The sequence below is a fragment of the Pseudomonas sp. RGB genome (genome assembly GCF_007713445.1).
Classification (GTDB): domain Bacteria; phylum Pseudomonadota; class Gammaproteobacteria; order Pseudomonadales; family Pseudomonadaceae; genus Aquipseudomonas.
The window spans coordinates 173,513-198,052 of sequence record NZ_VMSH01000010.1 but is presented as its reverse complement, the minus strand read 5'-3'; the positions used below and the strand labels follow the sequence as shown (position 1 = coordinate 198,052).

23 protein-coding genes and 1 pseudogene are annotated in these 24,540 nt (G+C 61.0%); 14 read left to right on the top strand and 10 right to left on the bottom strand.

The features are described from left to right. Positions 1–318: 318 nt before the first annotated feature. Both FPT15_RS21355 and FPT15_RS21350 read right to left on the bottom strand, forming a co-directional pair. A complete protein-coding gene (locus tag FPT15_RS21355; RefSeq protein WP_145164389.1) occupies positions 319–609 on the bottom strand; it encodes a DUF3077 domain-containing protein in 291 nt (96 codons plus the stop codon). 327 nt (positions 610–936) lie between these two features. Beyond that, on the bottom strand, positions 937–1,884 hold the full coding sequence (locus tag FPT15_RS21350; RefSeq protein WP_145164387.1) for a LysR family transcriptional regulator: 948 nt from the start codon (positions 1,882–1,884) through the stop codon (positions 937–939). A gap of 129 nt (positions 1,885–2,013) precedes the next feature. Between FPT15_RS21350 and FPT15_RS21345 the strand changes: the two genes are divergently transcribed. Together FPT15_RS21345 and mmsB are read left to right on the top strand one after the other, a co-directional pair. Next, positions 2,014–3,531, top strand: coding sequence for a CoA-acylating methylmalonate-semialdehyde dehydrogenase (locus FPT15_RS21345; protein ID WP_145164385.1), 1,518 nt, complete (start codon positions 2,014–2,016; stop codon positions 3,529–3,531). Between the two features lie 14 nt (positions 3,532–3,545). Then, positions 3,546–4,433, top strand: coding sequence for a 3-hydroxyisobutyrate dehydrogenase (gene mmsB / locus FPT15_RS21340; protein ID WP_145164383.1), 888 nt, complete (start codon positions 3,546–3,548; stop codon positions 4,431–4,433). Between the two features lie 251 nt (positions 4,434–4,684). Here the strand turns inward: mmsB and FPT15_RS21335 are convergent. Next, positions 4,685–5,028, bottom strand: a pseudogene (locus tag FPT15_RS21335) (cupin domain-containing protein). Positions 5,029–5,414: 386 nt separating this feature from the next. On the opposite strand from FPT15_RS21335, the gene kynB reads away from it, so the two are divergent. After that, on the top strand, positions 5,415–6,065 hold the full coding sequence (kynB, locus tag FPT15_RS21330; protein ID WP_145164381.1) for an arylformamidase: 651 nt from the start codon (positions 5,415–5,417) through the stop codon (positions 6,063–6,065). After that, entirely contained in the window at positions 6,062–6,919 is an 858-nt protein-coding gene (gene kynA, locus FPT15_RS21325) for a tryptophan 2,3-dioxygenase (protein WP_145164379.1), read from the top strand. Before kynB ends, kynA begins: the two co-directional genes overlap by 4 nt. Before the next feature lie 142 nt (positions 6,920–7,061). Here kynA and FPT15_RS21320 read toward each other — a convergent pair whose 3' ends face one another. The 4 genes from FPT15_RS21320 to antA form a co-directional block, all read right to left on the bottom strand. Next, positions 7,062–8,465, bottom strand: a complete 1,404-nt coding sequence (locus tag FPT15_RS21320) for an amino acid permease (RefSeq protein ID WP_145164377.1) — start codon at positions 8,463–8,465, stop codon at positions 7,062–7,064. 71 nt (positions 8,466–8,536) lie between these two features. Then, positions 8,537–9,544 carry an anthranilate 1,2-dioxygenase electron transfer component AntC gene (antC, locus tag FPT15_RS21315; protein WP_145164374.1) on the bottom strand — a complete coding sequence of 336 codons (1,008 nt, stop codon included), beginning with the start codon at positions 9,542–9,544 and terminating at the stop codon, positions 8,537–8,539. A 215-nt stretch (positions 9,545–9,759) separates the two neighbouring features. Further along, a complete protein-coding gene (gene antB, locus FPT15_RS21310) occupies positions 9,760–10,251 on the bottom strand; it encodes an anthranilate 1,2-dioxygenase small subunit (RefSeq protein ID WP_145164372.1) in 492 nt (163 codons plus the stop codon). Next, positions 10,251–11,642, bottom strand: a complete 1,392-nt coding sequence (gene antA / locus FPT15_RS21305) for an anthranilate 1,2-dioxygenase large subunit (RefSeq protein ID WP_145164370.1) — start codon at positions 11,640–11,642, stop codon at positions 10,251–10,253. Before antA ends, antB begins: the two co-directional genes overlap by 1 nt. A 327-nt stretch (positions 11,643–11,969) precedes the next feature. On the opposite strand from antA, the gene FPT15_RS21300 reads away from it, so the two are divergent. Further along, positions 11,970–12,962 carry a helix-turn-helix domain-containing protein gene (locus FPT15_RS21300; RefSeq protein WP_145164368.1) on the top strand — a complete coding sequence of 331 codons (993 nt, stop codon included), beginning with the start codon at positions 11,970–11,972 and terminating at the stop codon, positions 12,960–12,962. Between the two features lie 115 nt (positions 12,963–13,077). Here the strand turns inward: FPT15_RS21300 and FPT15_RS21295 are convergent, their stop codons facing one another. Further along, positions 13,078–13,953: a LysR family transcriptional regulator gene (locus FPT15_RS21295; RefSeq protein ID WP_145164366.1), complete on the bottom strand. Its 876-nt coding sequence runs from the start codon at positions 13,951–13,953 to the stop codon at positions 13,078–13,080. A gap of 114 nt (positions 13,954–14,067) precedes the next feature. Between FPT15_RS21295 and FPT15_RS21290 the strand changes: the two genes are divergently transcribed. The 3 genes from FPT15_RS21290 to catA are packed head-to-tail and all read left to right on the top strand — an operon-like array spanning position 14,068 to position 16,469. Further along, positions 14,068–15,195 (top strand): muconate cycloisomerase family protein, encoded by a 1,128-nt coding sequence (locus FPT15_RS21290; RefSeq protein ID WP_145164364.1) that lies wholly within the window; start codon positions 14,068–14,070, stop codon positions 15,193–15,195. 12 nt (positions 15,196–15,207) lie between these two features. After that, positions 15,208–15,498 (top strand): muconolactone Delta-isomerase, encoded by a 291-nt coding sequence (gene catC / locus FPT15_RS21285; protein ID WP_016974901.1) that lies wholly within the window; start codon positions 15,208–15,210, stop codon positions 15,496–15,498. A 41-nt stretch (positions 15,499–15,539) separates the two neighbouring features. Beyond that, positions 15,540–16,469 carry a catechol 1,2-dioxygenase gene (gene catA, locus FPT15_RS21280; RefSeq protein ID WP_145164362.1) on the top strand — a complete coding sequence of 310 codons (930 nt, stop codon included), beginning with the start codon at positions 15,540–15,542 and terminating at the stop codon, positions 16,467–16,469. A gap of 120 nt (positions 16,470–16,589) precedes the next feature. Here the strand turns inward: catA and FPT15_RS21270 are convergent, their stop codons facing one another. Then, positions 16,590–17,063 carry an Lrp/AsnC family transcriptional regulator gene (locus tag FPT15_RS21270; RefSeq protein WP_003194103.1) on the bottom strand — a complete coding sequence of 158 codons (474 nt, stop codon included), beginning with the start codon at positions 17,061–17,063 and terminating at the stop codon, positions 16,590–16,592. A gap of 144 nt (positions 17,064–17,207) precedes the next feature. Here FPT15_RS21270 and kynU point away from each other — a divergent pair, with 144 nt between their 5' ends. Both kynU and FPT15_RS21260 read left to right on the top strand, forming a co-directional pair. Then, positions 17,208–18,458, top strand: coding sequence for a kynureninase (kynU, locus tag FPT15_RS21265; protein WP_145164360.1), 1,251 nt, complete (start codon positions 17,208–17,210; stop codon positions 18,456–18,458). A 163-nt stretch (positions 18,459–18,621) separates the two neighbouring features. Further along, a complete protein-coding gene (locus FPT15_RS21260) occupies positions 18,622–20,028 on the top strand; it encodes an amino acid permease (protein ID WP_145164358.1) in 1,407 nt (468 codons plus the stop codon). Here the strand turns inward: FPT15_RS21260 and FPT15_RS21255 are convergent. After that, a complete protein-coding gene (locus FPT15_RS21255; RefSeq protein ID WP_145164356.1) occupies positions 19,974–20,864 on the bottom strand; it encodes a LysR substrate-binding domain-containing protein in 891 nt (296 codons plus the stop codon). The two genes, FPT15_RS21260 and FPT15_RS21255, sit on opposite strands and share 55 nt — an antisense overlap. A 190-nt stretch (positions 20,865–21,054) precedes the next feature. Here FPT15_RS21255 and FPT15_RS21250 point away from each other — a divergent pair, with 190 nt between their 5' ends. The 4 genes from FPT15_RS21250 to FPT15_RS21235 all read left to right on the top strand — a co-directional run bounded on the left by FPT15_RS21250 (position 21,055) and on the right by FPT15_RS21235 (position 24,458). Then, positions 21,055–21,819, top strand: coding sequence for a sulfite exporter TauE/SafE family protein (locus FPT15_RS21250; RefSeq protein WP_145164354.1), 765 nt, complete (start codon positions 21,055–21,057; stop codon positions 21,817–21,819). Positions 21,820–21,942: 123 nt separating this feature from the next. Next, a complete protein-coding gene (locus FPT15_RS21245) occupies positions 21,943–22,533 on the top strand; it encodes an NAD(P)H-dependent oxidoreductase (protein ID WP_145164352.1) in 591 nt (196 codons plus the stop codon). Between the two features lie 31 nt (positions 22,534–22,564). Further along, entirely contained in the window at positions 22,565–23,461 is an 897-nt protein-coding gene (locus tag FPT15_RS21240) for a LysR family transcriptional regulator (protein WP_145164350.1), read from the top strand. A 103-nt stretch (positions 23,462–23,564) separates the two neighbouring features. After that, positions 23,565–24,458 (top strand): NAD-dependent epimerase/dehydratase family protein, encoded by an 894-nt coding sequence (locus tag FPT15_RS21235; RefSeq protein WP_145164348.1) that lies wholly within the window; start codon positions 23,565–23,567, stop codon positions 24,456–24,458. Positions 24,459–24,540: the final 82 nt, after the last annotated feature.

The following is a 24,540-nucleotide window of genomic DNA, read 5'->3' as shown; positions in this document are numbered from 1 at the left end:
CCGCCATCGCAGGCAAGCCAGCTCCCACACTGATTTGTGCCTGACGCAAAATTTCCCAACCGCCACAGTCCCAACTGTGGGGGCGGGCTTGCCCGCGAATGCGGTGTATCAGCCGCAGATAATCTGACTGACCCACCGCTATCGCAGGCAAGCCAGCTCCCACACTGATTTGTGCCTGACGCAAAATTTCCCATCCGCCACAGTCCAAAATGTGGGAGTGGGCTTGCCCGCGATGGCGGTCGTTCAGGCAATGATGTGTTGGCTGGCCCACTGCATTCGCGAGCAAGCCTGCTCCCACCTTTATGCCGCAGTGTTCGCTTAACTGCCCGGCGTCATCGCCTGCGTCAGGTCATCCACCACGGCCTTGCCCATCTCACACAGGTAATGCGCGGCCCATGCGTATTGCTCGCCGCGCACATCCATGGCGGCTTCCATGGCGAGTTTCTTGGAGTAAAAAAGCAAGGTGGATGCGTGTTCCAGGGCTTGCTCAATCGGCATGCCGGCGTTGACGCGGAACAGGGGTTTTTGGTTTTCGCCGTAGTCGCCGAACGTGACGACGCCGAGGGTGGTGATGGAGGAAAGCGGTGGATCAGGAACGATTTTTGACATGATGTTTCCCAAATTTGCAGTAGGGGTCACCACGGCATGTCGCTAAACATGAAGAGGTGGCAGCTGTACACGGGTTAGCGAACCGGTAAATTTGGGAACCCGGCAGACCCGAAGGTCTCCCGCGTACAGCCGCCATAAAACGGTAAAGACAGGTAAAACGCCTGGCAATACTTTGGCATCACATCCCCAACTAATCCGAGTCGCTAAACCCGATCGCTGATGTGCAGCGACCCAGGGAGGCTAGTGACCCAAACGGTAAGGCGCAATGGGTTAGAGAGTCTCTAGGAAACGTCCTGCAAATTAAAGCGAATCGTCATTGATGGCCCTTTAATCCGCGAACCTTATCTCCCGCGTTTCCCCCATCAACAACCCGGTGTTCTGCTCCGTCACCTCACGGATGTAATCCCACAACAACGTAATCCGCTTCAACTTGCGCAGATCCTCCCGGCAATACATCCAGAACTGCCGCGTGATCGAAATCTGCTCCCCCAACACCGGCAACAGCCGCGGGTCCTGCGCGGCCAGAAAGCACGGCAATATCGCCATCGACCGGCCCTGCTGCGCGGCCACGTACTGTGCGATCACGCTGGTGCTGCGCAAACTCGCGCTGGCGCCCGGCACCACATTCGCCAGGTACAGCAGCTCCGAACTGAACGCCAAGTCATCCACATAACTGATAAACGGGTGCTCAGCCAAATCCGCTGGCCGCTGGATGGGCGGGTGTTGGTCGAGGTAATCCTGGGTCGCGTACAGCTGCAGCTTGTAGTCGCACAGCTTGCAGCACACATACGGCCCGTGTTCCGGGCGTTCCAGGGCGATGACGATGTCGGCTTCGCGCTTGGACAGGCTGATGAAGTGGGGCAGGGGCAGGATGTCGACCGAGATGGCGGGGTAGGTGTCGACAAAATGGCTGAGCTGCGGCGTAACGAAAAAACTGCCGAAACCCTCGGTGCAGCCCATGCGCACATGGCCGGACAGCGCCACGCCGGAGCCGGACACCTGCTCGCAAGCCATGTGCAGCGTGCTTTCGATGGACTCCGCGTAACCCAGCAAACGCTGGCCTTCGGCGGTGAGCACGAAGCCGTTGGTCCGGGATTTTTCGAACAGCAGCGTGCCAAGCGACACTTCCAACGAGCTGATGCGCCGCGACACGGTGGTGTAGTCCACCGCCAGGCGTTTGGCGGCGACGCTGGCCTTGCGGGTGCGGGCCACTTCGAGGAAAAACTTCAGGTCATCCCAGTTCAGGGAGCCCAAGGACGTGATGTTTTTTTGCATATTGGACCGGCTTTTATGTGCGTTCTTATTAGAGATTTGCACATCTATACTCCAAAAATAGTCCGAACGCCTCATTCCCAAGGCGATTCACGCGCCTTGTCTCTGCATAACTACAAGATTGGAGACCACATGAACGCTTCTGCCGACATTTCCGTGCAACAGGTCAAGTTGCTGATCAACGGTGAATGGGTCGAGTCCAAGACCACCCATTGGCAAGACATCGTTAACCCGGCCACCCAGCAAGTGCTGGCCAAAGTCCCTTTCGCGACCGCCGATGAAGTCAACGCGGCCATCGACGCTGCCCATCAAGCCTTCCAGACCTGGAAGCTGACGCCGATCGGCGCGCGCATGCGCATCATGCTCAAGCTGCAGGCCTTGATCCGTGAACATTCCAAACGCATCGCTGTAGTCCTCAGTGCCGAGCAAGGTAAGACCATTGCCGATGCCGAAGGCGATATTTTCCGCGGCCTGGAAGTGGTCGAGCACGCGTGCTCCATCGGCACGTTGCAGATGGGCGAATTCGCCGAAAACGTCGCCGGTGGCGTCGACACCTACACCCTGCGCCAACCTATCGGTGTGTGCGCCGGTATTACCCCGTTCAACTTCCCGGCGATGATTCCGCTGTGGATGTTCCCGATGGCGATTGCCTGCGGTAACACCTTTGTACTCAAGCCGTCCGAGCAAGACCCGCTGTCGACCATATTGCTGGTGGAGCTGGCGCTGGAAGCCGGTGTGCCGGCTGGCGTGCTCAACGTGGTACACGGCGGCAAGGATGTGGTGGATGCGCTGTGCACCCATAAAGACATCAAGGCCGTGTCCTTTGTCGGCTCGACCGCCGTCGGCACTCATGTGTACGACCTGGCTGGTAAACACGGCAAGCGCGTGCAGTCGATGATGGGCGCCAAGAACCACGCCGTGGTGCTGCCGGACGCCAACCGCGAACACACCCTGAATGCCTTGGTCGGTGCTGGTTTTGGCGCAGCGGGCCAGCGTTGCATGGCCACCTCGGTGGTGGTGCTGGTGGGCGCGGCCAAGCAATGGCTGCCGGACCTTAAAGCGCTGGCGCAAAAGCTCAAGGTTAATGCCGGCAGCGAAGCCGGTACGGATGTTGGCCCGGTGATTTCCAAGCGCGCCAAGGCGCGCATCCTGGAACTGATCGAAAGCGGCGTGAAAGAAGGCGCCAAGCTTGAGCTGGACGGTCGCGACATCAAGGTGCCGGGCTTCGAGCAAGGCAACTTCGTCGGCCCGACCTTGTTCTCGGGCGTGACCACGGACATGCAGATCTACACCCAGGAAATCTTCGGCCCGGTGCTGGTGGTGCTCGAAGTTGCCACGCTGGATGAAGCCATTGCGCTGGTCAACGCCAACCCGTTCGGCAACGGCACCGGCCTGTTCACCCAAAGTGGGGCGGCGGCGCGTAAGTTCCAGAGCGAAATCGATGTAGGCCAGGTCGGCATCAACATTCCGATTCCGGTGCCAGTGCCGTTCTTCAGCTTCACCGGTTCGCGTGGCTCCAAGCTCGGCGACCTCGGCCCGTATGGCAAGCAAGTGGTGCAGTTCTACACCCAGACCAAAACCGTCACGAGCCGCTGGTTCGACGACGACACGGTCAATGATGGCGTCAACACCACCATCAACCTGCGCTGATTCGGGAGACGACCATGAAGATTGCATTTATCGGCTTGGGCAACATGGGCGCGCCCATGGCCCGCAACCTGATCAAGGCCGGCCACGCGCTGAACCTGTTCGACCTGAACCAGACCGTGCTCAAGGAACTCGCCGAGCTGGGCGGCAGCATCAGCGACTCGCCGCGTGACGCAGCCCAAGGCGCTGAGCTGGTGATTACCATGCTGCCGGCGGCGGCTCATGTGCGCAGCGTGTGGCTGAATGAAGACGGGGTTTTGGCCGGCATCGGCAAAGGCGTACCGGCGGTGGATTGCAGCACCATCGACCCGCAAACTGCGCGCGATGTCGCTGCAGCGGCGGCCAAGCAAGGCGTGGTGATGGCCGACGCGCCAGTCTCCGGCGGTACCGGCGGCGCCAGCGCGGGCACGCTGACCTTCATGGTCGGCGCCACCCCGGAGCTGTTCGCCACCCTGCAACCGGTGCTGGCGCAGATGGGCCGCAACATCGTGCATTGCGGCGATGTGGGCACCGGCCAGATCGCCAAGATCTGCAACAACCTGCTGCTCGGTATCAGCATGGTCGGCGTCAGCGAAGCCATGGCCCTGGGCGACGCGCTGGGCATCGACACCCAAGTGCTGGCCGGGATTATCAACAGCTCCACCGGGCGCTGCTGGAGTTCCGACACCTACAACCCCTGGCCGGGCGTGATTGAAACCGCGCCGTCGTCGCGGGGTTACACCGGCGGCTTTGGTGCCGACCTGATGCTCAAGGACCTGGGCCTGGCCACCGAAGCCGCGCGCCAGGCCAAACAACCGGTGATTTTGGGCGCTGTGGCCCAGCAGTTGTATCAATCGATGAGCCAGCGCGAGGAGGGCGGCAAGGACTTCTCGGCGATCATCAACAGCTATCGCAAGCCCCAGTAGAATGCCGAGCCCGCTTGCCTTAGCAAGCGGGCTTTTTATGGGCAACGGGCTAGTTGTGGCTGGCGGGCTTCTTGTGGCCAACGGGCTTGTTGTGGCGAGCGGGCTTGCCCCGCGTCGGGCTGCGCAGCAGCCCCAATAAAGTCAACGCATTTTCCCAGCCAAACCGCAGTGCCTGGACCAGGGGCCGCTACGCAGTCCAACGCGGGGCAAGCCCGCTCGCCACAAGGAAGAAGTAGTCCGGGTTCAATCGCTCAGGCAAACACAAAATACTTACGCACCGTCTCCACCACTTCCCACGTGCCCTTCATCCCGGCTCCACCACAAAGATATCCCCAGCCCGCAGGTGAATCGGCTCCAGGCCTTCTGGGGTGATCACGCAGTAGCCTTCCTGGAAATGGCAGTATTCCCACTTCACGTATTCCACGTACCACTTGCCCGGTGTGCAGATCCAGGTGCCCATGATTTTGCTGCCGTCTTCGCTGGTGTAGGCGTTGAGGTTGACGGTGTGCGGGTCGCCTTCGAGTTTTTCCCATTTGCAGGCATCCAGGACCGGCAGTGGGTGGGTGTCGCGCAGTACGGTGATGGGGTTGGACATGATGGCTCCGAGGCAGGGAAGGGAAAGATGCACCCTAAGGCCTCGGGCGTTGTGCCAGTGGTCTGAGCTCGACATCGGGATGCCCAGAAGCGCAGGCGAATGCGATTGCTCTGATACCCATGTAGTCCCTGTGGGAGCGGGCTTGCTCGCGAAAGCGGTGGGTCAGCCCGCACCTGTATTGACTGGCACACCGCCTTCGCGAGCAAGCCCGCTCCCACATTGGATCTCCAGTGTTTGAGCTGTTTTGGTCAGACAAAATATTCGGGCGCCAATCCGCCATTTCCTCGCAGTAACTGCGAAAGAATTCCCGCCTGGCGCTGGAATTAGCAAGAAAATGCACGGCTGGCCCTCGTATCATTCACCCCAGAACGAGTGAGAGCCTTGAAATGAACCCAATAAAAACGTGGTGGGATATCAGCCCGCCCTTGAGCACGGCGACCCCGACCTGGCCGGGCGATACGCCGTTTCAGGAAGAGCGCGTGTGGCAGTTCGGCCCCGAGTGCCCGGTGAATGTGGGCCGCGTGACCTTTTCGCCGCACACCGGCGCGCATGTGGATGCGCCGCTGCATTACAGCGCTGACGGCGCGCCGATCGGCGACGTGTCGCTGGACGTGTACATGGGCCCGTGCCGGGTGTTGCATTGCCTGGGCAGTGGCGCGCTGGTGCAGCCGCATCAGTTGGAAGGCCGTGTGGATAACTTGCCCGAGCGCGTGCTGCTGCGCACTTATCCACAAGCGCCGCTGACCGAATGGGATTCGAACTTCACCGCCATCGCGGCGCAAACCATCGAGCTGCTCGCCAGCCTGGGCGTGCGCCTGATCGGTATCGATACGCCGTCCCTGGACCCGCAACAGTCCAAGACCATGGATTCGCACAACGCCGTGGCCCGCCATGGCATGGCGATTCTCGAAGGCATCGTGCTCGATGACGTGCCGGAGGGCGACTATGAATTGATCGCGCTGCCGCTGCGCTTTGCCAACCTGGACGCGAGCCCGGTGCGCGCCATCCTCCGCCCGCTCAAGGAGCCCACGCGATGAGCCAATGCCCCTTCTCACCTGATTACCAGCCCCCGGAAGAATGGCACAACGCCGAGCTGAATTTTTCCGAGTCGATGAGCTACGGTGACTACCTGGACCTGGGCAAGGTCCTCAGCGCCCAGCACCCGCTGTCGCCGGATCACAACGAAATGCTCTTTATCATCCAGCACCAGACGTCCGAGCTGTGGATGAAACTGATGCTTCACGAACTCAAGGCTGCCCGCGAACATGTGCGCCTGGGCGAGTTGCCGCCGGCGTTCAAGATGCTGGCGCGGGTGTCGCGGATCTTCGATCAACTGGTGCACGCCTGGGCGGTGTTGGCGACCATGACGCCGTCGGAATACAAGGCCATTCGCCCGTTCCTGGGGCAGTCGTCGGGGTTCCAGTCGTTCCAGTACCGCGAGATCGAATTTATCCTCGGCAATAAAAGCGCGGCGCTGTTGCGGCCTCACGCGCACCGGCCGGAGTTGTTGAACGAGTTGAAAGTGGCGATTGCCACGCCGTCGCTGTATGACGAGGCGGTCAACCTGATGGCCAAAGCCGGTTTGGCGATTGACCCCAAACGCGCCGAGCGCGACCCGACGGCGGCCACGGTTCACGATGAGTCGGTGGAAGCGGCCTGGCGTGAGGTGTATCGCGACCCGAACCGGTATTGGGATTTGTATCAGTTGGCCGAGAAGTTTATCGACCTGGAGGATTCGTTCCGCCAATGGCGCTTCAGGCATGTGACCACGGTGGAGCGGATCATCGGCTTTCAACCTGGTACGGGCGGCACCGAGGGCGTGGGGTATTTGCGCAAGATGCTCGACACGGTGCTGTTCCCCGAGTTGTGGCGAGTGCGTTCCACGCTATAAAAAAAGCCCCGGAATCCCGGGGCTTTTTCATGACCTATGCAAGCGAATGTGGGAGGGGGCTTGCCCCCGATGGCAGTGGGTCAGGCACTGCATCCGGTGTCTGACCCACCGCCGTCGCGGGCAAGCCCGGCTCCCACAGGGATCACTGTGCATTCGCTAAGGCGCTACCCTTTTTGATCCGCATCCGGTAGGCAATGTAGATAATCCCCACCCACACCGGCATCGCATACACCGACTCACGAATGCCATCGATCGCCAGCATCACGCTGACAATCATCACCATGAACGCCAGGCACAGGTAGTTGCTGAACGGGAACCAGAAGGTCTTGAACGACGGCGTCACGCCTTGCTCGCCCATGGCCTTGCGGAACTTGATGTGAGTGATGCTGATCAGCGCCCAGTTGATCATCAGCGAGGCAACCACCAGCGCGAACAACAACTCCAGGGCGCTCTTGGGCGCGACGTAGTTGACCACCACGCACAGCATCGTCACCAGTGCCGAAATCGCCAGGGCGCGCAGCGGCACGCCTTGTTTGTTGAGCTTCATCAGCGCTTTGGGCGCGTCGCCTTGCTCGGCCAGGCCGAACAGCATGCGGCTGTTGCAGTACACGCCGCTGTTGTACACCGACAGCGCCGCGGTCAGCACCACGAAGTTGAGGATGTGCGCGGCGGTGTCGTTACCAATCAGCGAGAAGATCTGCACAAACGGGCTGCCGCTGTAGGCATCGCCCGACGCGCCGAGGGTTTGCAGCAGTTGGTCCCACGGGTACAGCGACAGCAAGACGGTCAGGGCGCCGACGTAGAAAATCAGGATCCGGTAAACCACCTGGTTGATGGCTTTGGGGATCACTTTGCGCGGCTCGCTGGCCTCGGCGGCGGTAATGCCCACCAGCTCCAGGCCACCAAACGAGAACATGATAAAGGCCATCGACATCAACAGCCCCATGCCGCCATTGGGGAAGAACCCGCCGTGACTCCACAGGTTGCTCACCGCGGCTTGCGGGCCGCCGGTGCCGCTGAACAGCAGGTAGCAGCCGAGCACGATCATGCCGACAATTGCCACCACCTTGATGATCGCGAACCAGAACTCGGCTTCACCGAAGAACTTCACGTTCAGTGTGTTGATCAGGTTGACCGCGACGAAGAACACCAGCGCGCTGACCCAGGTCGGAATCTCCGGCCACCAGAACTGGATGTACTTGCCCACGGCGGTCAGTTCGGCCATGCCCACCAGCACGTAGAGCACCCAGTAGTTCCAGCCGGCCAGGAAGCCTGCGTAGCCGCCCCAGTATTTGTGTGCGAAGTGGCTGAAGGAGCCGGCCACCGGTTCTTCGACGATCATCTCGCCGAGCTGGCGCATGATCAGGAAGGCGATGAAGCCGGCGATCGCGTACCCCAGGATCATCGACGGGCCCGCCGACTTGAGCACCCCGGCCGAGCCGAGGAACAACCCCGTGCCAATCGCCCCTCCCAAGGCAATCAGCTGAATATGCCGGTTCTTCAGGCCACGCTTGAGGCCTACCGGGTTAACCATGTCATCCGCCATTAACATTCCCTTCTACTTGTTTTTCTCAGGGTTGATTGCACGCCGCACCCGCCCCTCAAAGTACTGAGGGGTCAGATATTACTCTGCGTAAACTTTTCGTAATACAGCTGAACGCCAACAAGTGCCTGATCCAGCAGCCATTGTTGGATGGATTCGACCATCGGAGGGGGGCCGCACACGTACATATCCGCCGATTGGTCCCGCAATTCGGCCAGGTCGAAATGCTCGGTGAGGTAACCACGCTTGCCGGGCCATTCGGGCGACGGGTCACTCAGCACTTGGGTGTAGCGAAACCCCGGGATTTTCGACGCGTAGGCTTCAATGCGTGTTGCTTCGCACAAATCCTCGGCGCCACGTACGCCGTAGTACAGGTGCACGGGCTGCTCGCAGCCGTTGGCCGCCAGTTCATCGAGCATGCCCAGCAACGCCGACAACCCGGTGCCGCCGGCCACCAGCACCAGCGGCTGGGTGACATGCCGCAGGTAAAACGCGCCCAACGGTGCTTCCATCAGCACTTCATCACCGACCTGGCAGCGCTCGCGCAGGTAGTTGCTCATGACGCCATCGGGCAGCAGGCGCACCAGAAACTGCAGCGGGTTACCCGGCCGGTTGGCGAAGGAGTAAGAGCGCCAGCTGTCGGTGCCGGGCACCGACAGGCGGGCGTATTGGCCCGGCAGGAAGTCCAGTGGCGCCTCCACCTGCACGTGCAAAATGGCCGTGCTGGCCGAGACCAGCTGCACCGCGCTCACCGTGCCGCGCACCTGCACCGGCCCCGGCGCATTGCACAGGCTCGAATCGAAATCGAAGTAAAACGTTGCATCGGATTTGACCCGCGTCTGGCAGCTGAGCATTTTACGTTGCTGCAGGTCGAGGCTGGAGAGCGCTTCCTCGTCGACATAATCCTGGCTGTAGTCGCCCGACTCGCAACGGCCCTGGCAGGTGCCGCACACGCCTTCGCGGCAGTCCAGCGGGATCTTGATGCCGTTGCGCAGGGCCGCGTCCAACAGGATTTCGTTGGCGCCCACCGGGAAAAACAGGGTTTTGCCGTCGGCAAAGCTGAAGGCTACTTTGTGATTCATCCGCATAACTCCGCGTATCTGATTTGATGGCTGACGAGTGAGCTTTTGTGGCGAGCAGGCCTGCTGTGGCGAGCGGGCTTGCCCCGCGTTGGGCTGCGAAGCAGCCCCAATTAATGTCACCGCATTTTTTGCGTCAAACCGCAGTGGCTGGACCAGGGGCCGCTTCGCGCCCCAACGCGGGGCAAGCCCGCTGGCCACAACAAGCCCAGGCATGGTCAAAGGTGATAAAAATCCAGCACCGAATTGATGGTGTCGTTGAGCAGCAGGGCGTGCTTGCGGGTGATCAGCCAGCTGTCGCCATGGGCTTTGAGGCTGTAGGTGGCGCTGCCATAGAACTGCTCCGACATGGCCAGCCGATAGAACAGCGTGTGCCAGTTCAACTTCACTTCCAGCAGCCCGCCGGGTTGCTCGGCGATCCGCACGTTATTGATCAGGTGCAAGGTGCGCGGCATTGGCGTGGCCGACGCCGCCTTGCCGGTGCGCAGACGGAACACGCGGTCTTCCAGGCCCGAACGGGTGGCGTAATAGATCAACGACATCTCGCGCTTGGGGTCGCGGGTGTAGACGTGTTCCGAGTCCCATTGCGGCAGGTGGAACTCACTCTGCGGGTCGAACAGCTGCACATAGGCGTCCCAGTCCTGGGCGTCGCACAGCTCGGATTTACGGTAGAAAAACTGCTCGATCTGATACTGCAATTGCGCATTCATCACTTCACCTCCCGCAGCTTCAGCGCGTGTTGGTCCAGGCCGTTAAGCAGCAAGTGCTGCCAGTTGCGGTGCTGGTTGACGTACAGGCCTTCGTGGGTGAACTCGGTGCCGGTCATCGCCGGTTGGATGCCGATGGCTTCGCTGTTCGGCGTGGGCCCGGTTTCCCAGCGGTGACTGCCGCGCGAGATATCACTCCAGCGTTCCAGGCGGCCCTGGAAACCACGCTGGGCTTCGCGAAATTCCACCAGGTCATCGGGTGTGCCCATGCCGGACACGTTGAAGAAATCCTCGAACTGGCGGATCCGGTTTTCGCGGTCGGCATCCGACTCGTTCTTCACGCCCAGGCACTGGCTGATGATTTCGGTCTTGTTCCACGCCACCGGGCGGATGATGCGCAGCTGCGAGCTGATCTGGTCGAGGAAGAACAGGCTCGGGTAGATGTTCAGGTTGCGCAGGCGGTGCATCATCCACTCGGCCTTCTGCTGGCCGTGCTCTTGCACGAGGCGCGGCATGATGGTGGCGTAGCCGGAACGCACACTTGGGTTGGGCATGTCGCTGAACAACAGGCTGTGGCCATTGTTGAAGGCGAACCAACCGTCGTCGGTGTTGGCATCGCCCGCGCCGAGTTTGCTGTAGTCCAGCGTGCTGGCGGAGCCGCTGCCGTTTTCGGTGTTCACCTGCTGGCGATGCTGCACCGTGGCCACGTAGTTGTAGTGCACGGTGCTGACGTGATAACCGTCCAGGCCGTTTTCGTTCTGCAGTTTCCAGTTGCCGTCGTAGGTGTAGGCGGATTTGCCCGGCAGCACTTCCAGCTCACCGGTGGCAGACTGCGCGACCATCATGTCGAAGAACACTTTGGCGTCGCCGAGAAAGTCCTCCAGGCTGTCGCGGCCATTCACGTCCAGGCTGATAAACACAAAGCCCTTGTAGCTTTCGATGCGGGCTTTCTTCAGGCCACGCGTGGCTTTGTCGAAACCTTCCGGGTATTCCCCCGGCGCCTTGACCTTCACCAGCCGGCCGTCGCTCTTGTAGCACCAGGCGTGGAACGGGCAAGTAAAGGTGGATTGGTTGCCTTTGCCGACGCGCGTCAGCGTGGTGCCGCGGTGCTGGCAGGCGTTGATCAGCGCATTCAGTTGGCCCTCGCCATCGCGGGTGATGATCATCGGCTGGCGCCCGGCGCGCATCGTCACGAAGTCGTGGTTATTGGCCAGTTCGCTTTCGTGGCAGGCGTAGATCCAGTTTTTTTCGAAGATCAGTTCCATCTCCAGGTCGAACAGTTGCGGCTCGGTGAACATGTCCCGGGCGATGCGGAACACGGCGTCCGCCGGGCGAAAATCCAGGCAGCTTTCGATAAACGTTTTCCACTGCTCGACGCTTCTTGCACCACTCATGGGAGGCACCTTTTTTGATAGGGGCTAATCGGTGGTTCATTAGAGGCAGCGCGGCAGGGTGCGGGCTATCCGCTTAATGGGCAGAGATGGGCCGCATAGTTGGGCGCGCATCGTTGGGCAGCAAATACCCAGTTCGGTGCAGCGAGGTGACGCGATGCGCTACTGTCATACCAAGGGAACGTCGCAAAAACCTGCGGCTTATCCACATAGTCGACCGTTGCTATCCACCCCGTTGCATTACGGCGCGCGTGGCGTAGAACTTGCTGTCGATTGTCAACGACGCGCCGCCAGAGCGCGCAACCGCCTAACCGCCGTGGGTGCACCCTGATGAGTAGCCATACACGCGAAATCCATATTCAACGCTTCGACCTGGAAGGCGCCCGCAGCTGGATGTCCGGCATTTGTGGGCCGCACCGCCTGGCGACGTCGACGCCGGAGCGCCTGCGCTTTCACCACAGCGCCAATGTGTTCAAGTCCCGCGCTACCACCTTGGGCGTGATCGAGTACGGCACGGACGTGACCATCGGCATCGAAGACGCCGAGCACTTCAGCAGCTACAGCCTGAGCCTGCCGTTGGTGGGCGAGCAGGAATTGAGCAAGAACGGCGAGCGGCTGAGTTCCAATCGCGACCAAGGCGTGATCCTCTCGCCCAACGAGCATCAGGTGCTGGCGATCTCCGGTGATTGCCGCAAATTGCAGGTGGTGATCACCCGCGCGGCGATGAGTGAATCCCTGGAAGGCTTGCTGCAACGGCCGATTGAGGCACCGCTGCGCTTTGAGTCGGTGATGGACGCGGTGGAGGGGGCTTCAGCGTCGTGGTGGCGCATGGCGCGGTATTTCATTGCCGAGCTTGAGCGCAGCAGCGAGCTGTATGAGCAGGCGGCGTTTACGCGTGACCTGGAAAGCTCGTTGATCAAAGGCTTGATCCTCGCCCAGCCGAATAACTATTCAGAAGAGCTGCGCGACGTGCTGGGCGTGAAGCTGCCGCACTACCTGATTCGTGCGCGGCAGTACATCCACGACAACGCCCGCGAAGCGGTGCATCTGGAAGACCTGGAAGCGGCTGCGGGCGTGTCGCGGTTCAAGCTGTTCGATGCGTTTCGCAAGTACTTTGCGCTGTCGCCCATGGCGTACCTGAAGAAGTACCGGTTGGGCGCGGTGCGTCAGGAAATCCTTGAGCAGGGGTCTACTCGGACCATTTCCGAAATGGCCCTGGGTTGGGGCTTTACCCATTTGGGACGGTTTTCGGCGGAGTACCGCAAGCTGTTTGATGAATCGCCCAGCCAGACCTTGCAGCGCAAGCGCCTGCGCAGTCTCTAAACCTTATGAAGATCAGAATGTGGGAGCTGGCTTGCCTGCGATAGCGGTGGTGAATGTTCCACCGCCATCGCAGGCAAGCCCGCTCCCACAGGGGATTTGTGGTGTGCGGGAGATCTCAGATCAACTCTTCCACCAACTGCAAACAATGACTGAGCCCCGGCGACTGATCATTCACCCGTTGGCTGAGAATGATCGGCGAGGTCGCGGTGGTTTCCACAATCGGCGTGTAGCCGATATCCGCGCGGTGCAGCACTTGCACCGACGCCGGCACCAGCGTCACGCCCATGCCGGCACCGACCAGGCCGATGGCGGTTTGCAACTCGTTGGTCCACTGCGCCACCTTGAGGCTTAGGCCGTGGGCATCGAACAGCGCAATCACATGGTCGGCATAGCTGGGGCGCGGGTTGCCGGGGTAGAGCACAAACGGCTCGGCGACCAATTGGGCGAGGGTCGCGGGCGCACCCAGCAGCGGGTGGCCGGCGGGCAGTACGGCGACCAGTCGATCCTCCACCAGCACACGCTGGACGATGGCCGGGTCGTCGATGCGAATGCGCCCGAAGCCCACGTCAATGCGGCCGGCTTTCAGCGCTTCGACCTGCTGCAAAGTGGTCATCTCCGACAAGCCCAATTCCAGTTCCAGCACCGCATCGTTGCGCAGCCGCCGAATCAACTCCGGCAGCACGCCGTACAAGGTCGACGGCGCAAAGCCGATGCCCAGCCAGGTCTTTTCGCCCTGGCCAATGCGGCGCGTGGTGTCGCAGACCTTGCCCAGTTGCTCGAGCAGCACATTGGCGTGTTCATAGAAAAACCGCCCGGCTGCGGTCAGCCGCAGCGGTCGGCCACGTTCAAGCAGAATCACCCCCAGTTCGTCTTCCAATTGCTGGATCTGCCGACTCAACGGCGGCTGGGCGATGTGCAGGCGTTCGGCGGCGCGGGTGAAGTTCAGCGTTTCACCCAGCACCTGGAAATAGCGCAGATGACGCAGTTCCATGGCGGCTCCTTTCATACCTTGAGGGTATTGTGCGAGACCCATTCTATATTGGAAGCCACAAAAAATACGGCACAGAATCGGCTCAAACCTATAAAGAACCCCACGGGTATAGCCATGCCGATTTGCGCCATCGAGTCGATTGAAACGGTCATCGTCGACCTCCCCACCATCCGCCCGCACAAGCTGGCAATGCACACGATGCAAAACCAGACGTTGGTGATCATCCGCCTGCGCTGCGCCGACGGCATCGAGGGCATCGGTGAGGCCACCACCATCGGCGGTCTGAGCTACGGCAACGAAAGCCCTGACAGCATCAAGGTCAACATCGACCGCCACTTCGCGCCACTGCTGATTGGCCAGGACGCGAGCAACATCAACGCGGCCATGTTGCGCCTGGAGCGCAGCATTCGTGGCAACACCTTTGCCAAGTCCGGCATCGAAAGCGCGTTGCTCGATGCGCTGGGCAAACGGCTTGACTTGCCCGTCAGCGAGCTGCTCGGTGGGCGGGTGCGGGATGCCTTGCCGGTGGCCTGGACCCTGGCCAGCGGCAACACTGCGCAGGACATTGCCGAAGCGGAAAAGATGCTCGACCTGCGCCGTCACCGCATCTTCAAATTGAAGATCGGCGCCGGTGAGGTTGGCCGCGACCTGGCCCACGTGATCGCGATCAAAAAAGCCCTGGGCGAGCGCGCCAGTGTGCGCGTTGACGTTAACCAGGCGTGGGACGAAGCCGTGGCCCTGCGTGCGTGCAAGGTGCTCGGCGACAACGGCATCGACCTGATCGAACAACCGATTTCGCGCAACAACCGCAGCGGCATGGCTCGGCTGAATCTATCGAGCCCGGCGCCGATCATGGCCGACGAGTCCATCGAGTGCGTGGAGGATGCCTTCAACCTGGCCCGCGAAGGCGCAGCCTCGGTGTTCGCGCTGAAGATCGCCAAGAACGGCGGCCCGCGCGCCGTGTTGCGCACCGCCGCCATCGCCGAAGCCGCCGGTATCGGCCTGTACGGCGGCACCATGCTCGAAGGCGGCATCGGTACCCTGGCCTCGGCGCATGCCTTCCTGACCTTGAACAAGCTGGCGTGGGACACCGAACTGTTCGGCCCCTTGCTGCTCACCGAAGACATCCTCACCGAGCCGCCGGTGTACCGCGATTTTGCGTTGCATGTTTCCACTGCACCGGGCCTTGGCCTGGCTATCGATGAAGAGCGTCTGGCGTTCTTCCGTCGTGACAACCACTAAGAGGCGCCCGCCATGTTGTTCCACGTAAAAATGACCGTGAACCTGCCGCTGGACATGAACCCTGAGCGCGCGGCTGGCCTGAAAGCCGAAGAAAAAGCCCTGGCGCAGCGCCTGCAGCAGGAGGGCAAATGGCGCCATCTGTGGCGCATCGCCGGGCATTACGCCAACTACAGCGTGTTCGACGTCGACAGCGTGCAAGACCTGCACGACCTGCTGATGCAACTGCCGCTTTTCCCTTACATGGCCATCGAAGTGAATGCCTTGTGCCGCCACCCTTCGTCGATCCATGAGGACGACCGCTGAGCCTGTTTTGCACCCAATAATGACAAGATGAGGATTGCACCATGTCCATCCGACTTTCCCAGACTGCCCACGCCCAAGCGTTTCTCGAAGAAGCCAGCGGCAATCACAATGACGCTGGCAACCCGCGCGCCAAGGCGCTGATCTACCGGATCCTGCGCGACACGGTGAACATCATCGAAGACCTGGAAGTGACCCCGCAAGAGTTCTGGAAGGCGGTCAATTACCTCAACGAGCTGGGCAAACATCAGGAGGCCGGCTTACTCGCTGCCGGCCTGGGCCTGGAGCATTACCTCGATTTGCTGATGGACGCCGCCGACGAAGAAGCCGGCAAATCCGGCGGCACGCCGCGCACCATCGAAGGCCCGCTGTATGTGGCCGGGGCGCCGCTGAGCCAATACGAAGCACGGCTGGACGATGGCAAGGACGACGCGGTGCCGCTGTTTATGCGCGGGCAAGTGCGCGATACCGATGGCAAGCCTTTAGCAGGCGCGATTGTCGATGTGTGGCAGGCCAATACCGGTGGCACCTATTCATGGTTTGACCCGACGCAGTCCGAGTTCAACCTGCGCCGGCGCATCGAGACCGATGCCCAGGGCAACTACCGCTTTCGCAGCATCGTGCCGTCCGGCTACGGCTGCCCGCCGACCGGGCCGACTCAACAGCTGCTCGACCAACTGGGCCGCCATGGGCAGCGGCCGGCGCATATTCACTTCTTTATCTCGGCGCCGGGGCATCGGCATTTGACCACCCAGATCAACCTGTCAGACGACCCGTACTTGCACGATGACTTTGCTTACGCGACACGGGATGAGTTGATTGCGGAGATTCGCTTCAGTGACGATCAGCAACTGGCGCGGGAGTTTGGCGTGGAAGGGCGCTTTGCGCAGATTGATTTTGACTTTGAGCTGCAACGGGCTGATGCGCCGGTAGAGCAAAAACGCATGCAACGCGTGCGTGCCTTGGAAGACTGAACACGCATAAAAATGTGGGAGCTGGCTTGCCTGCGATGGCATCAACTCGGTGTATCTGATGCACCGAGGTGTCTGCATCGCAGGCAAGCCAGCTCCCACATTTGAGTTGAGGTGTTGCTGCTATTTGCGCAGGACTAAGTCCAACACCTCATCCCGATCCTTGATTTTCTGCAACACAATCTCCGAGCGAATATCCATCACCCCCGCCGTGCGGTTCAGGTGGTTCACGATAAAGTCCGAAAAGTGCTTCAAATTCCGCGCCTGCACCCGCAACACATAGTTGCTCGCGCCGGTAATCACGTACGCGCTGGCCACCTCCGGCCAGCCTTGCACCTTTTTGATAAACGTCTCGTGCCAATCCTCCACGTCCTGGCGCAAGGACAGGTGCACGATGGCTTCCAGCTCGATTCCCAGCTGCTCGGCATTCAGCACCGCGCGGTAGCCGCTGATGATTCCCTCGCTCTCGAGCAGGCGCAAACGGCGCAGGCAGGCGGAGGGCGACAGGGCGACTTTTTCGGCCAGTTCCTGGTTGCTGATGCGGCCATCCTGTTGCAGAAAATGCAGGAGGCGCAGGTCGGTGGCGTCGAGAATCATGCTTAGAATAAATCCGCGTGTTTTGGGGTTAAATTCGAATTTCCTACAGCTTAATTAGCCTGTTACCCACCACTTTGCACGAAAATTCTCTAAAGCTTCGTTCATTATTTGCTCCATCTTCACTTATAAAAATCAGGACAGCCCATGACCATCCGAAGCCACTGCCAAGCCCTCGACGCTCAGGACCCGCTGGCGCCACTGCGTCGTCAGTTCGCCTTGCCTGAGGGCGTGATCTACCTCGACGGCAACTCCCTCGGCGCCCGCCCGGTGGCGGCGTTGGCGCGGGCGCAGCAGGTGATCGCCCAAGAGTGGGGCAATGGCTTGATTCGCAGCTGGAACAGCGCCGGCTGGGCAGATTTGTCCCAGCGCCTGGGCAATCGCCTGGCGCCCTTGATCGGCGCGCGCGACGGCGAAGTGGTGATCACCGATACCACCTCCATCAACCTGTTCAAGGTACTCAGCGCCGCGTTGAGCGTGCAGCGCCAACGCCAGCCGGGCCGTAAGGTGATCGTCAGCGAGGCGAGCAACTTCCCCACCGACCTGTACATCGCCGAAGGCCTGGCCGAGTTGCTGCAGCAGGGTTATTCATTGCGACTGGTGAACAGCCCCGATGAACTGCCGCAGGCTATCGACCAGGACGTGGCGGTGGTGATGCTCACCCACGTCAACTACAAAACCGGCTACATGTACGACATGCAGGCGCTCACCGCCTTGAGCCACGAATGTGGCGCGCTGAGCATCTGGGACCTGGCGCATTCGGCGGGCGCGGTGCCCATCGACCTGCACACGGCGCGGGCCGATTACGCGATTGGCTGTACTTACAAATACCTCAACGGCGGGCCGGGTTCCCAGGCGTTTGTGTGGGTCAATCCGCTGCTGGTGGACGTGGTGCGCCAGCCCTTGTCGGGTTGGTTCGGGCATACCCGGCAGTTCGCGATGGAAGCTCAATACGCGCCGAGCGCGGGCATTGCGCGCTACCTGTGCGGCACGCAGCCGATCACCTCGCTGGCCATGGTCGAATGCGGCCTGGAGATTTTTGCCCAGACCGACATGGCCAGCCTGCGGACTAAATCCCTGGCGTTGACTGACTTGTTTATCGCGCTGGTCGAAGCCCGCTGCGCCGCCCACGGCCTGGTGCTGATTACCCCGCGCGAGCACGCCAGGCGCGGCAGCCATGTGAGCTTCGAGCACCCCGAAGGTTACGCGGTGATCCAGGCGCTGATCGCTCGGGGCGTGATTGGTGATTACCGCGAGCCGCGCATCATGCGGTTTGGTTTTACGCCGTTGTACACAAGCTTTACCGAGGTATGGGATGCCGTGGAGATCCTCGGTGAAATCCTCGACCAGAAAACCTGGGACCAGCCGCAATTCAAAGTGCGCAACAGCGTCACCTGATTCAACGCAGAGCCAAATGTGGGAGCGGGCTTGCTCGCGAATGCGCAGTGTCAGCCACCACATGCGGTAACTGACACTGCGCATTCGCGAGCAAGCCCGCTCCCACAGGGGATCTGCGTCAATATCCAAACTGTGCAATCACAATAATAAAGGGGCACACCACGTGACCACACCCGACAACGGTTTTGCAGAGATCACCCACCGCGAACTGGGCCTGCGGCGCCAGCTCACTTGCGGCCAGATGAGTATGATCGCCATCGGTGGCGCCATCGGCACCGGTCTGTTCATGGGCAGCGCCTATGCCATCGGCTATGCCGGGCCCAGCGTGCTGGTGAGCTACGCCATCGGCGCGCTGATCACCTTGCTGTTGATGGGCTGCCTGGCGGAAATGACGGTGGCGCATTCCACCTCGGGCTCATTCGGCGCGTACGCCGAGTTCTACATCAGCCCGCTGGCCGGGTTTCTGGTGCGTTACGCCTACTGGGCCGCGATTGTGCTGGCGGTGGGCGCCGAGGTCACGGCGGTAGCGATGTACATGAAGTACTGGTTTGCCAACGTGCCGGAATGGGTGTGGATCGTGTCGTTTTCCAGCGTGTTGATCCTGCTCAATGCAATCAGCGTGAAGACCTTCGGCAATTTCGAATACTGGTTTTCGACGATCAAGATCAGCGCCATCGTCGGCTTCATCATCCTTGCGGTGTACGTGGTGTTCGGCTCCGGCAACCCGGCGTACGGCGTGCAGAACTACACCGCCCACGACGGCTTTTTCCCGCATGGCTTGAGCGGCATGTGGATCGCGGTGATCGTGTCGATCTTCAGTTACTTGAGCGTGGAGATGATCGCGGTGGCCGCCGGTGAAGCCGCCGACCCGGAACAGGCAGTGAAGAAAGCCTTTCGCGCGACCATCGTGCGGCTGGTGGTGTTTTACCTGCTGACCCTGGCGCTGATGCTGGCCATCGTGCCGTGGAGCCAGGCCGGTCAGACCCAGAGCCCGTTCGTCACGGTGATGCAGACCATCGGCATTCCCGGCGCCACCGGGGTAATGAATTTTGTGATTCTGATCGCCGCGCTGTCGGCGATGAACAGCCAGCTCTACATCACCACGCGCATGATGTTCAGCCTCTCGCGCGCAGGCTTTGCGCCCAAGTCGATGGGCGCGTTGAGCAAGAGCGGGATTCCGCTGAATGCGTTGCTGCTGTCCAGCTCGGGCATTGCCCTGGCGACCTTGCTGAACGTGGTGTACCCGGAAAGCTCGTTTACGCTGATGATGGCGATCTCGATGTTCGGCGCGATCTTCACCTGGTTCATGATCTTCCTCACGCACCTGTTCTTCCGCCGTTATCGCAAGCGCCATGGCGGGGCGAAGTTGTCGTTCCAACTGCGCCTGTTCCCCTACAGCACGCTGCTGGGCCTGGTGTTGATGGGCGCGGTGATGATCACCACGTACTTCACCGAGGCGTTCAAAATGACGCTGGTGTTCGGCGTGCCGTTCCTGCTGATTCTGTCGGCGGTGTATTACGGGTTTTTCCGCAAGGGCAGGGCGAGGGCGTCGAACAAAGCCTTGGCGTAACTGGGCAATTGTTCGAAGGAGCGCGCGCACAACAGCAGCGTGCGGCGGGCCCACTCTTCTTGCAGCGGTTGGGCTTTGAAGCGGCGCTGCAGCGGCCAGCGCTCCAGTGCCGCTTGGGGCACGATGCCTAGGCCGGCGCCGCCCGCGACCATGCGAATCAACCCATCAAATCCATCGGCGCGGATGCGGGTTTGCAGGCGAAAGCCCGCGTGCAGCGCCTGTTCCTCCAAATACACCGCCAATGCGCTGTTGGCGGCCAGGCCGACATAGTCGTATTGCAGGCTGTCGATGAAACTCGCGGTCGTCAGCGGATGGTCGAGGGGCATGATCAGTACGAGCGGGTCGTCGCGAAAGGGCAGGGTTTGCAGGCCGTGGGTGTCCACTGCGTCGGAAATGATGCCCAGGTCCGCGGTGCCCTGACGCAAGGCCTGTGTGATGCGCAGGCTCGGCAGCTCTTGCAGGTCGATATCGAGGTTGGGGTGTTCGCGCAGAAAATCGGCAAGCAATTCCGGCAGGTATTCACTCAGGGCGGTGGTGTTGCACAGCAGGCGCACCTGGCCTTTGACGCCGTTGGCGTATTCGGCGAGGTCATGTTGCAGGTGTTCGGCTTGTTGCAGCAGCAAGCGCGCGTGGCGGGCCAGGGCTTTGCCCGCGGGTGTGGGTGTGACGCCCCGGCGGCCGCGCTCAAGAAATTCGATGCCCAATGACGCTTCCATCGCACGGATGCGCGCACTGGCGGCGGCCAGGGATAAATGGCTGCGCGCCGCGCCGGCGGTGATGTTGCCGGTGTCGAGGATGTGCAGGTAGAGGCGCAGGTCGATCAGGTCAAAGTGCATGGCCGGGGTTCTCGGGTGACTGGACGGGCCTCATCGCAGGCAAGCCAGCTCCCACATTTAGATTTGTGAACACAGCTCAAATGTGGGAGCTGGCTTGCCTGCGATAGCGATCTGAGCCTCACGCAAAACAAGAGGCTGCCTCAGTATATGGCGAATTTTCATAACCGCCTTAACGTCGCACAATCCCCCCATGACTACCTTCCTGGCGTACTACCAAAACCTCGGCGCGGCCCTGACCCTATTGGTTATCGGCACCTTCCTGCTGGCCGGCACCGTCAAAGGCGTGATTGGCCTGGGCCTGCCCACCGTGGCCATGGGCATGCTCGGCCTGGCTATGCTTCCGGCGCAGGCTGCGGCATTGCTGATCATTCCCTCAACGGTGACCAACCTCTGGCAACTGGCATTCGGCGGCCACTTGAGCGCGTTGCTCAAACGCCTGTGGCCGATGCTGGTGCTGATTTTCCTCGGCACCGGGCTCGGCACGCTATGGCTGGGCATGGACGGCGGCCATTGGGTCGTTCGCGCGTTGGGGGGCGCGCTGCTGATGTATGCGTTGAGTGGGTTGTTTCTGCCCACGTTCACGGTGCAGCCTCACACCGAGCGCTGGCTGGGTCCGGTGTGCGGGCTGGTCACCGGCATCATCACCTCGGCCACCGGCGTGTTCGTGATTCCCGCCGTGCCGTATCTGCAAGCCTTGGGCTTGAACCGTGATCAGTTGGTGCAGGCGCTGGGGCTGTCGTTCACCGTTTCCACGTTGGCGCTGGCGGCGGGGCTGGCGTGGCGTGGCACCCTCGGCGGCGGCGAAATGAATGCCTCCCTACTGGCCCTGGTGCCTGCGCTGTTGGGCATGTGGCTGGGCCAGGCACTGCGTCAGCGCATCAGCGCGGTGCTGTTCAAACGGGTATTTTTTATCGGCATGGCGCTGTTGGGCGGTCATTTGCTGATCAGTGGTTAAATCAAGAGTGCGGCGTTATTCGTGCGTTTGGGTCAAATGTATTTTGCCGCACTGCTGCTTATTCCAAGGGTTGAATGTCGATAGCCTGCCGGCAGACATTTTCAGCCCTTTGGATTCCTTCCCATGAAAAAAGTACTCCTGCTCAACGGCGGCAAGAAATTCGCCCATTCCGACGGCCGCTATAACGCCACCCTGCATGAAGCCGCCGTGGCGGTGCTGGACCGTGGCGGTATAGACGTCAAAGTCACCCACATCGACGAAGGCTACGACGTGGCCGAAGAGGTCGCCAAATTCCTCTGGGCCGATGTGATCATCTACCAGATGCCCGGCTGGTGGATGGGCGCGCCATGGATCGTCAAAAAGTACATCGATGAAGTCTTCACCGAAGGCCACGGCAGCCTGTATGCCAGCGATGGCCGCACGCGTGCCGATGCGTCGCAAAAATACGGCAGCGGTGGTCTGGTCCAGGGCAAACAGTACATGTTGTCGTTGACCTGGAACGCGCCGCAGCAAGCCTTCGACGACCCGACGGACTTCTTCGAAGCCAAGGGCGTGGACGCGGTGTACTTCCCGTTCCACAAGGCCAACGAGTTCCTCGGCATGACCGGCCTGCCGACCTTCCTGTGCGTGGACGTGATGAAACGCCCGGCCATCGAGGCGGACGTGGCGCGCTACGAGCAGCATCTGGCGCAGGTGTTTAACCTGTCGGTGTAAGCTGCTACCCACCGATCAAGAAGGACAGCCTGTGAAAGCCCGATCCGATGAGTTACAGATCTTCGTCAGCGTGATTGAGTGCGGTTCGATTTCCGCCGCGGCGGAGCAGGTCGGGCAGACGCCATCGGCGGTCAGCCGCACCTTGTCGCGCCTGGAAGCCAAGCTCGACACCACGCTGATCAACCGCACCACGCGGCGCATGGACCTGACCGAAGAGGGCAAGTACTTCTTCGAGCAGGCCAAGGTGATCCTGGCGCAGATGGATGATCTGGAAGAGCGCCTGTCGTCGCGCCAGAAAAACCCGGCCGGGCGGCTGCGCATCAATGCCGCCGTGCCCTTCATGCTGCACGGGATCGTGCCGTACATCGCCGAGTTTCGCAGCCTCTACCCGGACATCCAGCTGGAGCTGAACAGCGATGACTTGATTATCGACCTGCTGGAACAGAGCACCGACATTGCCATCCGTATCGGCGCCCTGGCCGACTCCACGTTGCATGCCCGTTCCCTTGGCTGCACGCCGCTGCATATCCTCGCCAGCCCCGACTACCTCAAGCAACACGGCACGCCCACGACGGTGGCCGAGTTGGCGGACCACACGTTGCTGGGCTTCACCCAGACCGAAACCCTCAACCATTGGCCGTTGCGCCATGTGGAAGGCGACCGTTGGCTGATCCAGCCGAGCATCGCTGCCTCCAGTGGCGAAACCCTGCGCCAGTTGGCGCTGGAAGGGCAGGGCATTTGCTGCCTGTCGAACTTCATGACGGTCGAAGACATCAATGCCGGGCGGCTGGTGCCGGTGCTGGAGGCGTTTAACAGTGGTTATCGTCAGCCGATCCACGCAGTGTTCTATCGCAACTCGCAATTGGCGTTGCGCATCCAGTGTTTCCTGGACTTCATTCAGGCCAAGCTGGCGCGGTATGCCTGCTGATTCGTGACCTGTGCGCAAGATTGAATTGGGCAATACGGTCTTATTCGACAGGGGTGAGTCCTCGATACTGGACCCATCACTTACCCCGTCAGGAGCACACTCCATGAATGTATTCGTTACCGGCGCAGCGGGTTTTATCGGCGGCTCCCTCGCCACTGGCCTGGTCAAGGCTGGCCACACCGTTACCGGCATGGTGCGCAGCGCCGAGCAAGCCGCTGAGATGAAAGCTCTGGGCATCACCCCCGTGATCGGCACCCTGGATGAGTCGGCCGTGTTGACCGAGCAGGCTTCGAAGGCCGATGCAGTTATCAACGCCGCCAGCAGCGACCATCGCGCTGGCGTGGAAACCTTGCTGGCCGCCTTGAAGGGTTCGAACAAGCCCTTCCTGCACACCAGCGGTTCGAGCATCGTTGGCGATGCGTCGGGCGGTAAGGCCAGCGATGTCATCTACTTTGAAGACAACCTGCCGGAGCCGACCGTCGACAAGGCTGCGCGCGTGGCCATCGATAACCTGATTCTGGCGGCGGCCAAAGACGGCGTGAATTCGGCGGTGATCTGCAACACCCTGATTTATGGCCACAGCCTGGGCGTGAAGCGTGACAGCGTGCAATTGCCGCGGCTGCTCAAGCAGGCGCGCAAAAGTGGCGTGGTGCGCCATGTGGGCACTGGGCAGAACATCTGGTCCAACGTGCACATCGAAGACGTGGTAGCGCTGTATCTGCTGGCGCTTGAGAAGAATGTGCCGGGCACCTTCTACTTTGTGGAAAGCGGTGAAGCGGCGTTTGTCGACATGACCACTGCTATTGCCGAAGCGTTGAAGCTGGGCAAGCCGCAGGATTGGCCGTTGGCGGAGGCTGAAGCCGAGTGGGGCTATGAAATGGCCAACTATGGCCTGGGCTCCAACAGCCGCGTGCGTGGCAAGCATGCCCGTGAACTGCTGGGCTGGGCGCCGAAGCGTACGTCGGTGGTTGAGTGGATTCGCAACGAAATGGTGTGATGTTCGCTTAGCACCGCGGTGCGGCCTTCGCGAGCAAGCCCGCTCCCACATTTGACTGCATTCCACTGTTGGAACGCGGTCA

Excerpts from the sequence above, each read along its gene's own strand:
- FPT15_RS21355 (WP_145164389.1), bottom strand. The coding sequence starts at position 609 with ATGTCAAAAATCGTTCCTGATCCACCGCTTTCCTCCATCACCACCCTC.
- FPT15_RS21350 (WP_145164387.1), bottom strand. The coding sequence starts at position 1,884 with ATGCAAAAAAACATCACGTCCTTGGGCTCCCTGAACTGGGATGACCTG.
- FPT15_RS21345 (WP_145164385.1), top strand. The coding sequence starts at position 2,014 with ATGAACGCTTCTGCCGACATTTCCGTGCAACAGGTCAAGTTGCTGATC.
- mmsB (WP_145164383.1), top strand. The coding sequence starts at position 3,546 with ATGAAGATTGCATTTATCGGCTTGGGCAACATGGGCGCGCCCATGGCC.
- kynB (WP_145164381.1), top strand. The coding sequence starts at position 5,415 with ATGAACCCAATAAAAACGTGGTGGGATATCAGCCCGCCCTTGAGCACG.
- kynA (WP_145164379.1), top strand. The coding sequence starts at position 6,062 with ATGAGCCAATGCCCCTTCTCACCTGATTACCAGCCCCCGGAAGAATGG.
- FPT15_RS21320 (WP_145164377.1), bottom strand. The coding sequence starts at position 8,465 with ATGGCGGATGACATGGTTAACCCGGTAGGCCTCAAGCGTGGCCTGAAG.
- antC (WP_145164374.1), bottom strand. The coding sequence starts at position 9,544 with ATGAATCACAAAGTAGCCTTCAGCTTTGCCGACGGCAAAACCCTGTTT.
- antB (WP_145164372.1), bottom strand. The coding sequence starts at position 10,251 with ATGAATGCGCAATTGCAGTATCAGATCGAGCAGTTTTTCTACCGTAAA.
- antA (WP_145164370.1), bottom strand. The coding sequence starts at position 11,642 with ATGAGTGGTGCAAGAAGCGTCGAGCAGTGGAAAACGTTTATCGAAAGC.
- FPT15_RS21300 (WP_145164368.1), top strand. The coding sequence starts at position 11,970 with ATGAGTAGCCATACACGCGAAATCCATATTCAACGCTTCGACCTGGAA.
- FPT15_RS21295 (WP_145164366.1), bottom strand. The coding sequence starts at position 13,953 with ATGGAACTGCGTCATCTGCGCTATTTCCAGGTGCTGGGTGAAACGCTG.
- FPT15_RS21290 (WP_145164364.1), top strand. The coding sequence starts at position 14,068 with ATGCCGATTTGCGCCATCGAGTCGATTGAAACGGTCATCGTCGACCTC.
- catC (WP_016974901.1), top strand. The coding sequence starts at position 15,208 with ATGTTGTTCCACGTAAAAATGACCGTGAACCTGCCGCTGGACATGAAC.
- catA (WP_145164362.1), top strand. The coding sequence starts at position 15,540 with ATGTCCATCCGACTTTCCCAGACTGCCCACGCCCAAGCGTTTCTCGAA.
- FPT15_RS21270 (WP_003194103.1), bottom strand. The coding sequence starts at position 17,063 with ATGATTCTCGACGCCACCGACCTGCGCCTCCTGCATTTTCTGCAACAG.
- kynU (WP_145164360.1), top strand. The coding sequence starts at position 17,208 with ATGACCATCCGAAGCCACTGCCAAGCCCTCGACGCTCAGGACCCGCTG.
- FPT15_RS21255 (WP_145164356.1), bottom strand. The coding sequence starts at position 20,864 with ATGCACTTTGACCTGATCGACCTGCGCCTCTACCTGCACATCCTCGAC.
- FPT15_RS21250 (WP_145164354.1), top strand. The coding sequence starts at position 21,055 with ATGACTACCTTCCTGGCGTACTACCAAAACCTCGGCGCGGCCCTGACC.
- FPT15_RS21245 (WP_145164352.1), top strand. The coding sequence starts at position 21,943 with ATGAAAAAAGTACTCCTGCTCAACGGCGGCAAGAAATTCGCCCATTCC.
- FPT15_RS21235 (WP_145164348.1), top strand. The coding sequence starts at position 23,565 with ATGAATGTATTCGTTACCGGCGCAGCGGGTTTTATCGGCGGCTCCCTC.